This window comes from Streptomyces sp. NPDC003247 (genome assembly GCF_042888135.1).
In the GTDB taxonomy this organism is placed as follows: domain Bacteria; phylum Actinomycetota; class Actinomycetes; order Streptomycetales; family Streptomycetaceae; genus Streptomyces.
Genome location: NZ_JBIAPF010000003.1, coordinates 168,705 through 183,519 on the forward strand (window position 1 = coordinate 168,705; position 14,815 = coordinate 183,519).

Below are 14,815 nucleotides of genomic sequence, written 5' to 3' on the forward strand. Positions count from 1 at the left end.
ACCGCCGTGGCGTGCCGGGCCCTCGACCGTATGGGGCTACTTCTCGACCTCGGTGGCGAGGTTGGCGAGGAGCACGTCGTAGATCCGGCCGAGGCCCTTGGGGGCGAAGGTCCTCTCGAAGAAGCCGCCGATGCCGCCGGCGCCGGTCCAGGTGGTGGTGACGACGACGCGGGACTTGCCCTCGCCGGCCGGGGTGACGCGCCAGACGGTGACCATCGAGGAGTTGCGGTCCTTCTCGACGAGCTCCCCGTCGGTGGGCTCGGTGACCTCCAGGAGGCAGTCGCGGACGCGCTTGCTGGTGGCTTGGAGCTTCCAGTGGACGAGGGTGCCCTCACCGTCGCCGCCCTCGCGCACCTCGTACTCGCTGAAGTGCTCGGGCAGCAGGTTCGCACGCGTACCGCTGTAGTCCGCGAGCGTGTCGAACACCGTCTCCGGGTCCGCCGCGACGACCCGCTCGGTGGTGGCTTCGACCTGCGCCATTGCTGTTCCTCCAGGTCCGTGGTGCTCAAGGTTCCTCGGGTGTGGGGGCAAGCCAACCACCCCGGGTCCCGGCCGCCCAAATCGGGGTTGCGCAAGCGGTCGCGGGACGGTCGGAAAGGGCCGTCGCACGATCATGGGAACACTTGTTCTATTGTGGGCGCAGCGCTACCGAGGAGGCGTCATGCGCTGGGAGAACCTCACCGTGGAGTCCCGCCACGACCGGGCGGCGGACGCCGCGCTGTTCGGTGCGGACGCGGTCACCACCCGCACCTTCGACACCCCCGAGTTCCGCGGGATCACCTTCCACGAGGTGCGGGCCCGCTCGGTCCTCAACCGGGTGCCGGGCGCCTCGCGCATGCCGTTCGAATGGACGGTCAACCCCTACCGCGGCTGCACGCACGCGTGCGTGTACTGCTTCGCCCGCAAGACCCACGGCTACCTGGACCTGGACACCGGCGTCGGCTTCGACACCCAGATCGTCGTCAAGGTGAACGCGCCGGAGCTGCTGCGCCGCCAGCTGGCCTCGCCCCGCTGGCACGGTGAGCACGTCGCGATGGGCACCAACGTCGACTGCTACCAGCGCGCCGAGGGCCGCTACCGGTTGATGCCCGGCATCCTGGCGGCCCTGCGCGACCGCGCGAACCCCTTCTCGATCCTGACGAAGGGCACCCTGATCCTGCGCGACCTCGACCTGCTGAAGCAGGCCGCCGAGGTGACCGACGTGGGGATCTCCGTGTCGGTCGGCTTCACCGACACCGAGCTGTGGCGCACCGTGGAGCCGGGCACACCGTCCCCCGAGCGCCGCCTGGACGTCGTGCGCACCCTCGCCGGGCACGGCATCGGCTGCGGGGTGCTGATGGCGCCGGTGATCCCCTTCCTCGGCGACGGGCCGGCGCAACTGCGCGACACCGTCCGGGCGATCGCCGCGGCCGGGGCGACCTCCGTCACCCCGCTGGTGCTGCATCTGCGGCCCGGCGCCCGCGAGTGGTTCATGGCCTGGCTCGGGCGGCACCACCCGCACCTGGTGCGCCGCTACGAGCGGCTGTACGCGGACGGCGCCTACGCCCCGACGTGGTACCAGCGCCGGATCACCCGTCAGGTCCACGAACTGGCGGAGGAGTACGGGATCGGCCCCACGCGCGCGGGCCTGCCCCGCAGGATCCGGCCGCCCGCACCGGCGGAGCGGCCCGCCGGGTCGGGGCCGACCCAACTCAGCCTGATCTGAGCGCGTCCGGGGGCATCCCGCGACGCAATCGGGTCAACAATCGGCAGAACGGGTTCTTACGGGCGCTCTCTCCGGGACGATGCGCCGAGGGCCGTGACCACCGCGGTCCGTCGACCTCCGTCCTGGGAGGACCTGATGAGAGAACGCGCAGCCGTGCTGTGCGCTGCCGCCGCCGTCGTGGCCGGGACGATCACCGCCGCACCCGCCGCCGCCGGCCCGTCGCATCCCGCGGACACCGCCCGAACGGCGGCGCTCACCTGGAAGAAGTGCGCCACCACCGACTACCCGACGCTTCAGTGCGCGTCCCTGAAGGTGCCGCTCGACCACGCCAAGCCGGGCGGGAAGAAGATCACGCTGGCGCTGTCCCGCGTACCGCACACCGCGACGACGTACCAGGGGCCGCTGCTGGTGAACCCCGGCGGGCCCGGCGGCAGCGGGCTGACGCTCGCCGGCTTCGTCGCGTCGGCGCTGCCGAAGGAGGTGGCGGCCCAGTACGACGTCATCGGCTTCGACCCGCGCGGAGTGGGCAGGAGCACGCCGGCGCTGAACTGCGCGCCGGGCCACTTCACCCCGGTGCGCCCCGACTCGCGGCCGGCCACCGGGGCGGTCGAGCGGGCCAACCTCAAGCGCGCCAAGTCGTTCGCCGAGTCCTGCGGCAAGAAGTACGCGAGCGTGCTGCCGTACATCGACACCCTCGACGCCGTACGGGACATGGACGCCATCCGCCGGGCCGTCGGAACGCGGCAGCTGAACTACTTCGGCTACTCCTACGGCACCTATCTGGGCGCCGTGTACGCCAAGCTGTACCCGGAGCGGGTGCGGCGGCTCGTCCTCGACTCCGTCGTCGACCCCACCGGTGTGTGGTACGAGGACAACCTCGCCCAGGACGTCGCCTTCGACGGCCGCCACCGGGCCCTGATGGCGTGGATCGCCCGGCACGACGCCACGTACGGCCTCGGCACCGACCCCGAGGCGATCGAGGCGAAGTGGTACGCGATGCGGGCGGCGCTGGCGAAGCGGCCGGCGGGCGGCAAGGTGGGGGCCGCCGAACTGGAGGACACCTTCCTGCCGGGCGGCTACTACAACGGCTACTGGCCCTACCTCGCCGAGGCGTTCGCCGCGTACGTCACCACCGCCGACGCCGACCCGCTGGTCGAGGCGTACGAGAACTTCGCCGCGGTCGACGCCTCCGGGGAGAACGGCTACAGCGTCTACACCTCGGTGCAGTGCCGTGACGCCTCCTGGCCGCGGGACTGGGACGAGTGGCGCTCGGACAACTGGGCGGTGCACCGGAAGGCACCGTTCATGACGTGGAACAACGCCTGGTACAACGCGCCGTGCGCGTTCTGGCCGACGCGCTCGCTGGGCCCGGTGAACATCAGGAACGGCAAGCTGCCCCCGGTCCTGCTGTTCCAGGCGACGGACGACGCGGCCACCCCGTACCAGGGCGCCACGACGGTCCGTTCCCTGCTGCGCGGCTCCCGCCTCGTCGTCGAGGAGGGCGGCGGGAACCACGGCATCACGCTGAGCGGGAACACCTGCCTGGACAAGCACCTGGCGGCGTACCTGACGGACGGCACGGTGCCGCACGGCACCGGCTCGGTCGACGCGGTGTGCGCCGCACTGCCGGACCCCGAGCCGCTGAGCGCGAAGGCCGCCACGGGCTCGACCCGCGGCGCAACACTCCACGGACTACTCGGCTTCCGCCCCTGAACACCCACCGCACAGCGCCCCGCCGGGGGCGGTGCCGGAGCCCTGGTCCAGCATGAACCCATGAGTGAGCCGACACCCATGAGTGAGCCGACCAGGATCCCCGCCCCCGACGGTGTCGCCGGGGCGTTCGCGGTGGTGAGCCGGTGACCGCCGCGCTCGTCCGCGCGATGACGCTCGACGACTGCGCGCGCGTCTCCGAGATCCGCGTCCGCGGCTGGCGGAGCGCCTACCGCGGTCTGATGCCGCAGTCCTACCTGGACGCCCTGAGCGTCACCGAGGACGCCGAGCGGCGCCGGGCCCGGTTCGCCCAGGGCGACGGCAGTGTGGTGAACCTGGTCGCCGAGCAGGCCGGCCAGGTGGTGGGCTGGGCCGCGCACGGCCCCTACCGCGAGGGCGGACACCGCACGTCGGACGCCGAGTTGTACGCGCTCTACGTCGACCCCGCCCGCATCGGCACCGGCCTCGGACGGGCCCTGCTCACCGAGGCGGTACGCCGGACCACGGCCGACGGCCACCGGCGCATGTACCTCTGGGTCCTCCGCGCCAACACCCGCGCCCGCGCCTTCTACACCCACGCCGGCTTCCACCCCGACGGCACCGAGGAACCCACCGAGGTGAACGGCGTGCCGGTACCGGAGGTCCGCTACGTGATCGACTTCTGAGCAAACCCCAGAGCAACCCGCTCAGTGGCCCGGGGAACCACCCGCACTTCTCCGACGGACAGTCACCCCAACCCCCCAGGGGCGCGGGAAACTGCGCGACCAGCCCCACGACCCGCAGCGCACCACCCAGCACACCACCCCGCCAGCCCCCTGACGGACCGCCACCCCAACCCCCCAGGGGCGCGGGGAACTGCGCGACCAGCCCCACGACCCGCAGCGCACCACCCAGCACACCACCCCGCCCAGCCCCCTGACGGACCGCCACCCCGACCCCCCAGGGGCGCGGGGAACTGCGCGACCAGCCCCCACGGCCCGCAGTGCCCCACACACCGCACCGCCCACCCCACCGCCCACCAACACCCCGCACGAACCCCCCTCACCCCCGGCGCGCGATCCGTGCCAGCGCCCGTACCGCCGCCTCCGCCAGGGCCGGATGGGCGAGGGCGTCGGTCAGGACGGGTCGGGCCCGGTCGTCGCCGAGGGTGCCTAGGCCGTCCACGCAGGCGAGCGCCACCCGCCGGTAGGGGTCGTGCGGACTCAGCCGGCGCCGCAGCGTCGTGATCAGTGCGGGCACCGACTCGGGCGCGCGCAGCTCCACCAGCAGCCGCACCGGGTGCAGGGCGTACGCGACGCGCAGTTCGTTGGTGGCGAGGGCGGCGGCGGCGCGGGCGGTGCGGGGGTCGCCGAGGCGGGCCAGGGCGTGGGCGGCGGAGGCGCAGCGCGGCGGGTCGCGGTGGTTGAGGAGGAGGACGAGCGCCTCGAAGGCCCGCCGGTCCCCCGCGACGCCCAGCCGGAACGCGGCCATCTCCCGGGCCCACAGGGGCTGCCCGGCGGCGGTGAGCACCTCGGCGAGCGCGTCGCGGTCGTCGGTCGCCGCCAGGCGCCCGAACTCGGCGGAGTCCCCCGACTCCTGCCGCAGACGCTCCGTGAGGGATCGCGACTCCTCGTCCATGCTCCCGAGCCTAGGCACAGGCACGCGGCGGCGGGACGTACATCACAAACTCCGAGGGCTGGCGCGCTCGTTACCCGCCGGTTAGGCTCAGACGAGCGAGTTACCCACTCGCGGAACCCCTCGTGGCGGCCTGGTGACGCAGCCGCCGACGGGAGCAGTCGGTTCGGTACTCCTCGTACCTCCTGTACGAGGTACCTCCTGTACGACCCGGTCCCGGGACAGGGCCGGTCGGTCATCACCGTGCTCGGACGCGTGCGCGTCCGCAGCGACGGCCCCGGGCGTGTGCGCTCGTAGCCCGGCACCACCCGCACTCCACCCGCATTCCTTCCGCACCCGTCGCGCCCAGGCCCCTCCGGAGTTCCCGGAGCCCTCGGCGCACGGGCGCGTTCCCCGTCGTCACCCTCATTTTCTGGAGTCCCGCGATGGCCACTCCCCTGTCCCCCGCCCCGTCCCCGCTGCGGACGATCGCCGTGGTCGGCCTCGGCACCATGGGCACCGGCATCACCGAGGTCCTGGCCAAGGCCGGCCGCGAGGTGATCGGCATCGACATCAGCGAGGCCCAGGCGGCGCGGTGCGGCGCCGCCCTGGAGGCCTCCACCGCCCGTGCCGTGGCGCGCGGCCGGCTGACCGAGCGGGAGCGCGCGGACGCCCTCGCCCGGGTCCGCACCTCCACCGACCTGGGCGCGGCGGCCGACGCCGACCTGGTCATCGAGGTGGTGCCGGAGTCGTACGAGATCAAGCAGCAGGTCTTCCGGGAGCTGGACGGGATCGTGCGGCCCGGGGCGATCCTGGCGACCGGGACCAACGCGCTGTCCGTCACCCGGCTCGCCGCGGAGTCGGCGCGTCCCGAGCGGGTGCTGGGGCTGCACTTCTTCAACCCGGCGCCGGCGATGAAGCTGGTCGAGGTCGTCTCCTCGGTGCTGACCGCGCCGGCCGCCGTCACCGCCGTCACCGATCTCGCGCTGGACCTCGGCAAGGAGCCCGTCGCGGTCGGCGACCGGCCGGGGTTCGTCGCCGACGGGCTGCTGTTCGGCTACCTCAACCAGGCCGCCGCGATGTACGAGGCGAAGTACGCCTCCCGCGAGGACATCGACGCCGCGATGCGGCTGGGCTGCGGCCTGCCGATGGGCCCGCTGGCCCTGCTCGACCTGATCGGCGTCGACACCGCGCGGACGGTCCTGGAGGCCATGTACGCCGCCTCCCACGACCGGCTGCACGCCCCCGCGCCGATCCTGCGGCAGCTCAGCGAGGCCGGTCTGACCGGCCGCAAGTCGGGCCGCGGCTTCTACACGTACGAGGCGCCGGGCGGCGCGGCGGTCGTGCCGGACGCGTCGACGCCCGCCCCGGACGGGAGCGGTGTCCCCGGGCGCGCGGTGCGCGCCGTCGGTGTCGCCGGCTCCGGCACGATGGCCTCGGGCATCGCCGAGGTCTTCGCCAAGGCGGGGTTCGACGTCGTGCTGGCCGCCCGCAGCGAGGAGAAGGCGCAGGCCGCGAAGGCCCGCGTCGGGAAGTCGCTGTCCCGTTCCGTCGACAAGGGCCGGCTCACCGCCGAGGCCGCCGCGCAGGCCCTGGAGCGGATCACCCCGGCCGGCGGCTACGACGCCTTCGCCGACGTCGACCTGGCCGTCGAGGCGGTCGCCGAGGACCTGGACGTCAAGCGGCAGCTGTTCGCGGCGCTGGACAAGGTGTGCAGGCCCGGCGCGGTGCTCGCCACGACGACCTCCTCGCTGCCGGTCGTCGCCCTGGCCCGCGCCACCTCCCGTCCGCAGGACGTGATCGGCATGCACTTCTTCAACCCGGCGCCCGCGATGAAGCTGGTCGAGGTGGTCCGCACGGTCCTGACCGGCGAGGACGTCCACGCGACGGTCCACGAGGTGTGCGGGAAGATCGGGAAGCACGCCGTCGACTGCGGGGACCGGGCCGGCTTCATCGTGAACGCGCTGCTGTTCCCGTACCTCAACAACGCGATCAAGATGGTGCAGGAGCACTACGCGTCCCTCGACGACATCGACGCGGCGATGAGGCTGGGCGGCGGCTACCCCATGGGCCCCTTCGAGCTGCTCGACGTGGTCGGGCTGGACGTCTCGCTGGCCATCGAGAAGGTCCTGCACCGCGAGTTCCGGGACCCGGGACTGGCCCCGGCGCCGCTGCTGGAGCACCTGGTGGCCGCGGGCTGCCTCGGCCGCAAGACGGGCCGCGGCTTCCGCGAGTATGCCCGCCGCTGACGGCGTCGGCGACTGGTTCCGGGCCGGTGAGGACTGGGGCGGCCTGCTGGAACCGGCGGCCCCCGCCCCGCCCGCCCGGGGCGGGGGAAACCGCGCACAGGCGCGCCGAGCTGCGCACATGCAGTACGTTCAGGGCATGTCCCAGCCCGCCAAGTCCTCACGTACCCCCGCCACGCCCGACGCGCCGGAAAGTGCCGCAGGCTCCCGCGCGGCGGCCCAACGGCTCAAGATGCGCCGGGAACTGGCGGCCGCGGCCATGGAGCTGTTCGCGACCAAGGGGTACGAGGCGACCACCGTCGACGAGATCGCGGCCGCGGCCGGGGTCGCCCGCCGCACCTTCTTCCGCCACTTCCGCTCCAAGGAAGAGGCGATCTTCCCCGACCACGACGACACGCTGATCCGCGCCGAGGCGGTGCTGAACGCGGCTCCCGCGCACGAGCACCCGCTCGACACGGTGTGCCGCGGGATCAAGGAAGTGATGACGATGTACGCGGCCCGGCCGGAGATCTCGGTCGCCCGCTACAAGCTCACGCGCGAGGTGCCCACCCTGCGCGAGGCCGAGATCGCGTCGGTGGCCCGCTACGAGCGCCTCTTCACCCGCTACCTCCTCGGCCACTTCGACGAGCACGCCCACGACGACGACGCCAACGACGACCCGCTGCTGGCCGAGGTCGCCGCCTCCGCCGTGGTCACCGCCCACAACCACGTACTGCGGCGCTGGCTCAGGGCCGGCGGCCAGGGCGACGTGGAGGCCCAGCTCGACCACGCCTTCGCGATCGTCCGCAAGACGTTCGGGACGGGCATCGGGGCCGGGCGGGGCGGCTCGGCGGCCCCCAGGACGGCTCCCGCCGCGGTCTCCGCGCAGGGCGAGGTGCTGGTGACGGTCGCCCGCACCGACGCCCCGCTGGACGAGGTGATGCGGACCATCGAGCAGGCCCTCAAGGAGCGCTGAGGGGAGCTCTGAGAGAGCACTGACGGAGCGCTGAGGGCGCTCCGGCACCGCCGGTCACTGTGACGACGGCCACCCGCCCGGGTGGCCGTTTTGGCATGTCGGGGCAGGTTTTCGCGCGGATTTCCGGGCCCGTTCGATCGATCATCGCTCATTTGTTACGTAAAGATTTCATCTGAGAGCGATTTTTGGCACTCAGTGCCTTGCGGGGTGACACGCGGTGTCATACGTTGAAGGTGTCCGGGCGGCCGGCGTGCAGAGACCAGACGTACGCCGGCTGTCCCCGCAAGCCCACGGCTCGCGCGCCCGGACGCCTGCGTCACAGGCACCCTCCCGCGCCACCCCGCGCTGCCGGACCGCACCACCCGCCGAACCGACGGCCCGCCCTCACCCCTCAGCAGCACCGACGCAACCCTCAGCGCCCTTCCCTCGGGGCGCTCATCGCCGGAGGCAACACCGTGACCGTGAAGGACATCCTGGACGCGATCCAGTCACCGGACTCCACGTCCGCCGACTTCGCCGCCCTGCCGCTCCCCGAGTCGTACCGGGCGATCACCGTGCACAAGGACGAGACGGAGATGTTCGCGGGCCTCGCGACCCGCGACAAGGACCCCCGCAAGTCGATCCACCTGGACGACGTGCCGGTGCCGGAACTCGGCCCCGGCGAGGCCCTGGTGGCCGTCATGGCCTCCTCGGTCAACTACAACTCCGTGTGGACCTCGATCTTCGAGCCGCTGTCGACCTTCGGCTTCCTGGAGCGCTACGGCAGGCTCAGCGAGCTCACGAAGCGGCACGACCTGCCGTACCACATCATCGGCTCCGACCTCGCGGGCGTCGTGCTGCGCACCGGCCCCGGCGTCAACGCCTGGAAGCCCGGGGACGAGGTCGTCGCGCACTGCCTGTCCGTCGAGCTGGAGTCGAGCGACGGCCACAACGACACCATGCTCGACCCCGAGCAGCGGATCTGGGGCTTCGAGACCAACTTCGGCGGCCTGGCGGAGATCGCGCTGGTCAAGTCCAACCAGCTGATGCCCAAGCCGGACCACCTGTCGTGGGAGGAGGCGGCGGCCCCCGGGCTCGTCAACTCCACCGCCTACCGGCAGCTCGTCTCCCGCAACGGCGCCGGCATGAAGCAGGGCGACAACGTCCTCATCTGGGGCGCGAGCGGCGGACTCGGCAGTTACGCCACGCAGTTCGCGCTCGCCGGCGGCGCCACCCCGATCTGTGTCGTCAGCAATGAGCAGAAGGCGGCGATCTGCCGGTCCATGGGCGCCGAGGCGGTCATCGACCGCAACGCCGAGGGCTACCGGTTCTGGAAGGACGAGCGGACCCAGGACCCCAAGGAGTGGAAGCGCTTCGGCAAGCGCATCCGCGAGCTGACCGGCGGCGAGGACATCGACATCGTCTTCGAGCACCCCGGCCGCGAGACCTTCGGCGCGTCCGTCTACGTCACCCGCAAGGGCGGCACCATCACCACCTGCGCCTCCACCTCGGGCTACCTGCACGAGTACGACAACCGGTACCTGTGGATGTCCCTGAAGCGGATCATCGGCTCCCACTTCGCCAACTACCGCGAGGCCTGGGAGGCCAACCGCCTCGTCGCCAAGGGGAAGATCCACCCGACGCTGTCGAAGGTGTACTCCCTGGAGGACACCGGCCAGGCCGCCCACGACGTGCACCGCAACCTCCACCAGGGCAAGGTCGGCGTGCTCTGCCTGGCCCCCGAGGAGGGCTTGGGCGTGCGGGACGCGGAGAAGCGCGCGCAGCACGTCGACGCCATCAACCGCTTCCGGAACATCTGAGACATCCGAGGTCATCGATGACTGAGCGTCAGCCTGCCGACGGGCAGCGGGAGAAGGACCGGCCGTGGCTCATGCGCACGTACGCCGGTCACTCCACGGCCGAGGCGTCCAACGAGCTGTACCGGCGCAACCTCGCCAAGGGCCAGACCGGTCTGTCGGTCGCGTTCGACCTGCCGACCCAGACCGGCTACGACTCCGACCACGTCCTCGCCCGCGGCGAGGTCGGCCGGGTGGGCGTGCCGGTCGCGCACCTCGGTGACATGCGCCGGCTGTTCCAGGACATCCCCCTGGAGCGGATGAACACCTCGATGACCATCAACGCCACCGCCATGTGGCTGCTGGCGCTCTACCAGGTCGTCGCGGAGGAGCAGGGCGCGGACCTCACGCGGCTCCAGGGCACGACCCAGAACGACATCGTCAAGGAGTACCTCTCCCGCGGGACCCATGTGTTCCCGCCGGGGCCGAGCCTGCGCCTGACGACGGACATGATCGCGTACACGGTCGCCCACCTGCCGAGGTGGAACCCGATCAACATCTGCAGCTACCACCTCCAGGAGGCCGGGGCCACACCGGTCCAGGAGATCGCGTACGCGATGTCCACCGCCGTCGCCGTCCTCGACGCCGTGCGCGACGGCGGCCAGGTGCCCCAGGACCGCATGGGCGACGTCGTCGGCCGGATCTCCTTCTTCGTCAACGCGGGCGTCCGCTTCGTCGAGGAGATGTGCAAGATGCGCGCCTTCGGCCGTATCTGGGACCGGATCACCCGCGAGCGGTACGGCATCGAGAACCCCAAGCACCGCCGCTTCCGCTACGGAGTCCAGGTCAACTCCCTCGGGCTGACCGAGGCGCAGCCGGAGAACAACGTCCAGCGGATCGTGCTGGAGATGCTGGCGGTGACCCTCTCCAAGGACGCCCGCGCGCGTGCCGTGCAGCTGCCCGCCTGGAACGAGGCGCTGGGCCTGCCCCGCCCCTGGGACCAGCAGTGGTCGCTGCGCATCCAGCAGGTCCTCGCCCACGAGAGCGACCTGCTGGAGTACGACGACCTCTTCGAGGGCTCGAAGGTGATCGAGGCGAAGGTGGACCGGCTGGTCGAGGAGTCCCTCGCGGAGATCGAGCGGATCCAGGAGATGGGCGGGGCGATGGCCGCCGTCGAGTCCGGCTACCTGAAGTCGCGGCTGGTCGCCTCGCACGCCGAGCGCCGGGCCCGGATCGAGTCCGGCCAGGAGAAGATCGTGGGCGTCAACGTCTTCGAGACGACCGAGCCGAACCCGCTGACGGCCGACCTCGACACCGCGGTCCAGACGGTCGACCCGGCCGTCGAGGCCCGTGTCGTCGCCTCGCTCCGGAACTGGCGCGACACCCGCTACCAGCCGCCGTTCAACCACCCCCGCCCCTGCAAGGCGCTGGAGCGGCTGAAGGAGGCGGCCAAGGGCACCGACAACCTCATGGAGGCCACCCTGGAGTGCGCCCGCGCCGGCGTCACCACCGGCGAGTGGGCGGGCGCGCTGCGGGAGGTGTTCGGCGAGTTCCGGGCCCCGACGGGCGTGTCGTCGGCGCCGGTCGCCGTGGCCGCGCAGGACGGCTCGGCCCTGTCCGGGGTGCGCCGCGCGGTGGAGCGGACGGCGGCCGACCTCGGCGTGGGCAAGCTGCGCTTCCTGGTCGGCAAGCCCGGTCTGGACGGGCACTCCAACGGCGCCGAGCAGATCGCCGTCCGGGCCCGGGACGCCGGGTTCGAGGTCGTCTACCAGGGCATCCGGCTCACCCCCGAGCAGATCGTGGACGCCGCCCTCGCCGAGGACGTGCACGCGGTCGGCCTCTCCGTCCTCTCCGGATCGCACGCCCGGCTCGTCCCGGACGTGCTGGACCGGCTGCGTGTGGCCGGTGCCACAGATATCCCGGTGATCGCCGGTGGCATCATCCCGAAGGGGGACGCCGAGCAGCTGAGGGCCGCCGGAGTCGCCGCCGTCTTCACCCCGAAGGACTTCGACATCACCGGGATCATCGGCCGCATCGTCGACGAGATCCGGAAAGCGAACAAGCTCGACCCCCTGGAGGTCCCCGCATGACGACCGTCAACCGTCTTCGCCCCCGGCGTTCCTGTCTGGCCGTGCCGGGCTCGAACCCCCGCTTCCTGGAGAAGGCACAGGGCCTCCCGGCGGACCAGGTCTTCCTCGACCTGGAGGACGCGTGCGCCCCGCTCGCCAAGCCCGAGGCGCGGCACACCATCGTCAAGTTCCTCAACGAGGGCGACTGGACGGGCAAGACGCGCGTGGTCCGCGTCAACGACTGGACGACGGAGTGGACGTACCGCGACGTCGTGACCGTCGTCGAGGGCGCCGGGCAGAACCTCGACTGCATCATGCTGCCGAAGGTGCAGAACGCCCAGCAGGTCGTCGCCCTGGACCTCCTCCTCACCCAGATCGAGAAGACGATGGGCTTCGAGGTCGGCCGGATCGGCATCGAGGCGCAGATCGAGAACGCACAGGGCCTGAACAACGTCAACGAGATCGCGCAGGCCTCCCCGCGCACCGAGACGATCATCTTCGGCCCCGCCGACTTCATGGCGTCGATCAACATGAAGTCGCTGGTCGTGGGCGAGCAGCCGCCCGGCTACCCGGCGGACGCCTACCACTACATCCTGATGAAGATCCTGATGGCCGCCCGCGCCAACGACCTCCAGGCCATCGACGGCCCCTACCTCCAGATCCGCAACGTCGACGGCTTCCGCGAGGTGGCCGGCCGCGCCGCGGCGCTCGGCTTCGACGGCAAGTGGGTGCTGCACCCCGGCCAGGTGGACGCCGCCAACGAGGTCTTCTCCCCCTCCCAGGAGGACTACGACCACGCCGAGCTGATCCTGGACGCGTACGAGTACTGCACGTCCGAGGCGGGCGGCAAGAAGGGCTCCGCGATGCTCGGCGACGAGATGATCGACGAGGCCAGCCGCAAGATGGCCCTGGTCATCGCGGGCAAGGGACGCGCCGCCGGCATGCGGCGCACCAGCACGTTCGAGATCCCCGCCGACTAGAAAGGGCCGTGAGCGCGATGCAGTTCGGGCGCACCTACGAGGAGTTCGAGGTCGGTGCCGTCTACAAGCACTGGCCGGGCAAGACGGTCACGGAGTACGACGACCACCTCTTCTGCCTCCTCACCATGAACCACCACCCGCTCCACCTGGACGCGCACTACGCGGAGCGGACGACGGACTTCGGCAAGAACGTCGTCGTCGGCAACTACGTCTACTCGCTGCTGCTCGGCATGTCCGTCCCGGACGTCTCCGGCAAGGCGATCGCCAATCTGGAGATCGAGTCGCTGAAGCACGTGGCGCCGACCTTCCACGGCGACACGATCTACGGCGAGACGACCGTGCTGGACAAGTGGCCGTCGAGGTCGAAGGACGACCGCGGGATCGTCCACGTCGAGACCCGGGGCCACAAGCAGGACGGCACGCTGGTGTGCGTGTTCCGCCGCAAGGTGATGGTGCCGACCGAGACGTACATCAAGGAGCGCGGCGGAGAGCAGCCCGGCCGCCCCGAGCCGAAGACGCAGGAGAAGCGGAAATGAGCCGTCTCGCCCGGACCGCGGGTCTCACGGACGTCCAGGAGGAGATCCTCTCCACCGTCCGCGACTTCGTGGACAAGGAGATCATCCCGGTCGCCACCGAGCTGGAGCACCGCGACGAGTACCCCCAGCAGATCGTCGACGGCCTGAACGAGCTGGGCCTGTTCGGCCTGATGATCCCCGAGGAGTACGGGGGTCTGGGCGAGTCGCTCCTGACGTACGCGCTGTGCGTGGAGGAGATCGCCCGCGGCTGGATGTCCGTCTCCGGCATCATCAACACGCACTTCATCGTGGCGTACATGCTCAAGCAGCACGGCACGCAGGAGCAGAAGGACCACTTCCTGCCGAGGATGGCCGCCGGGGACGTCCGCGGCGCGTTCTCGATGTCGGAGCCCGCTCTGGGCTCCGATGTGTCGGCGATCACGTCGAAGGCGGTGAAGGACGGCGACGCGTACGTCCTGAACGGCCAGAAGATGTGGCTGACCAACGGCGGCACGTCCTCTCTCGTCGCCGTCCTCGTCCGCAGTGACGAAGGACACCCCGAGGGCACCGCCCCCCACAAGTCGATGACGACCTTCCTGGTGGAGAAGGAGCCCGGCTTCGGCGAGGTCCGCCCCGGCCTCACCATCCCGGGCAAGATCGACAAGATGGGGTACAAGGGCGTCGACACCACCGAGCTGATCATGGACGGCCTGCGGGTTCCGGAGAACCGCGTGCTCGGAGGGGTGACGGGGCGAGGTTTTTACCAAATGATGGACGGCGTGGAGGTGGGCCGGGTCAACGTCGCGGCGCGCGGCTGCGGCGTCGCGCAGCGCGCGTTCGAGCTGGGCGTGCGGTACGCCCAGCAGCGGCACACGTTCGGCCGGCCGATCGCGCAGCACCAGGCCATCCAGTTCAAGCTGGCCGAGATGGCTACCAAGGTCGAGGCCGCCCATGCCATGATGGTCAACGCGGCTCGCAAAAAGGACTCGGGTGAACGAAACGACCTAGAGGCAGGGATGGCGAAGTACCTCGCCTCCGAGTACTGCAAGGAGGTCGTGGAGGACTCCTTCCGGATCCACGGCGGCTACGGCTTCTCCAAGGAGTACGAGATCGAGCGCCTCTACCGCGAGGCCCCGATGCTGCTGATCGGTGAAGGTACCGCCGAGATCCAGAAAATGATCATCGGGCGCAGGCTGCTCGAGGAGTATAAGTTCCAAGGCTAGATGTCCGGGTTGGGGGTGTTTTCTTCGAGAAGAAGATCACACCC

The 14,815-nt window shown here is 71.2% G+C and carries 12 protein-coding genes; 10 read left to right on the forward strand and 2 right to left on the reverse strand.

Annotated elements, in window-relative coordinates; all coding sequences use genetic code 11:
* Positions 1-36: 36 nt before the first annotated feature.
* A complete protein-coding gene (locus tag ACFYWQ_RS10240) occupies positions 37-480 on the reverse strand; it encodes an SRPBCC family protein (RefSeq protein ID WP_389514696.1) in 444 nt (147 codons plus the stop codon).
* 181 nt (positions 481-661) lie between these two features.
* On the opposite strand from ACFYWQ_RS10240, the gene ACFYWQ_RS10245 reads away from it, so the two are divergent.
* The 3 genes from ACFYWQ_RS10245 to ACFYWQ_RS10255 all read left to right on the forward strand — a co-directional run bounded on the left by ACFYWQ_RS10245 (position 662) and on the right by ACFYWQ_RS10255 (position 4,080).
* Entirely contained in the window at positions 662-1,705 is a 1,044-nt protein-coding gene (locus tag ACFYWQ_RS10245) for an Rv2578c family radical SAM protein (protein ID WP_389514698.1), read from the forward strand.
* Between the two features lie 135 nt (positions 1,706-1,840).
* Positions 1,841-3,418 (forward strand): alpha/beta hydrolase, encoded by a 1,578-nt coding sequence (locus ACFYWQ_RS10250; protein WP_389514700.1) that lies wholly within the window; start codon positions 1,841-1,843, stop codon positions 3,416-3,418.
* A gap of 167 nt (positions 3,419-3,585) precedes the next feature.
* Complete coding sequence (locus ACFYWQ_RS10255) at positions 3,586-4,080, forward strand: GNAT family N-acetyltransferase (protein ID WP_389515914.1); 495 nt, start codon at positions 3,586-3,588, stop codon at positions 4,078-4,080.
* Between the two features lie 376 nt (positions 4,081-4,456).
* Here ACFYWQ_RS10255 and ACFYWQ_RS10260 read toward each other — a convergent pair whose 3' ends face one another.
* Positions 4,457-5,032, reverse strand: coding sequence for an adenylosuccinate lyase (locus ACFYWQ_RS10260; protein ID WP_389514702.1), 576 nt, complete (start codon positions 5,030-5,032; stop codon positions 4,457-4,459).
* Positions 5,033-5,454: 422 nt separating this feature from the next.
* On the opposite strand from ACFYWQ_RS10260, the gene ACFYWQ_RS10265 reads away from it, so the two are divergent.
* The 7 genes from ACFYWQ_RS10265 to ACFYWQ_RS10295 all read left to right on the forward strand — a co-directional run bounded on the left by ACFYWQ_RS10265 (position 5,455) and on the right by ACFYWQ_RS10295 (position 14,771).
* Positions 5,455-7,257 carry a 3-hydroxyacyl-CoA dehydrogenase family protein gene (locus ACFYWQ_RS10265; protein WP_389514705.1) on the forward strand — a complete coding sequence of 601 codons (1,803 nt, stop codon included), beginning with the start codon at positions 5,455-5,457 and terminating at the stop codon, positions 7,255-7,257.
* Positions 7,258-7,393: 136 nt separating this feature from the next.
* A complete protein-coding gene (locus ACFYWQ_RS10270; protein ID WP_389514707.1) occupies positions 7,394-8,209 on the forward strand; it encodes a TetR family transcriptional regulator in 816 nt (271 codons plus the stop codon).
* A 461-nt stretch (positions 8,210-8,670) separates the two neighbouring features.
* Positions 8,671-10,008, forward strand: a complete 1,338-nt coding sequence (gene ccrA, locus ACFYWQ_RS10275; RefSeq protein WP_389515916.1) for a crotonyl-CoA carboxylase/reductase — start codon at positions 8,671-8,673, stop codon at positions 10,006-10,008.
* Positions 10,009-10,025: 17 nt separating this feature from the next.
* Positions 10,026-12,074 carry a protein meaA gene (locus ACFYWQ_RS10280; RefSeq protein WP_389514709.1) on the forward strand — a complete coding sequence of 683 codons (2,049 nt, stop codon included), beginning with the start codon at positions 10,026-10,028 and terminating at the stop codon, positions 12,072-12,074.
* Positions 12,071-13,033, forward strand: coding sequence for an HpcH/HpaI aldolase/citrate lyase family protein (locus tag ACFYWQ_RS10285; RefSeq protein WP_389514711.1), 963 nt, complete (start codon positions 12,071-12,073; stop codon positions 13,031-13,033). Before ACFYWQ_RS10280 ends, ACFYWQ_RS10285 begins: the two co-directional genes overlap by 4 nt.
* Before the next feature lie 17 nt (positions 13,034-13,050).
* Positions 13,051-13,569 (forward strand): MaoC family dehydratase, encoded by a 519-nt coding sequence (locus tag ACFYWQ_RS10290; protein ID WP_389515918.1) that lies wholly within the window; start codon positions 13,051-13,053, stop codon positions 13,567-13,569.
* A complete protein-coding gene (locus ACFYWQ_RS10295; protein ID WP_389514713.1) occupies positions 13,566-14,771 on the forward strand; it encodes an acyl-CoA dehydrogenase family protein in 1,206 nt (401 codons plus the stop codon). Before ACFYWQ_RS10290 ends, ACFYWQ_RS10295 begins: the two co-directional genes overlap by 4 nt.
* Positions 14,772-14,815 lie beyond the last annotated feature (44 nt).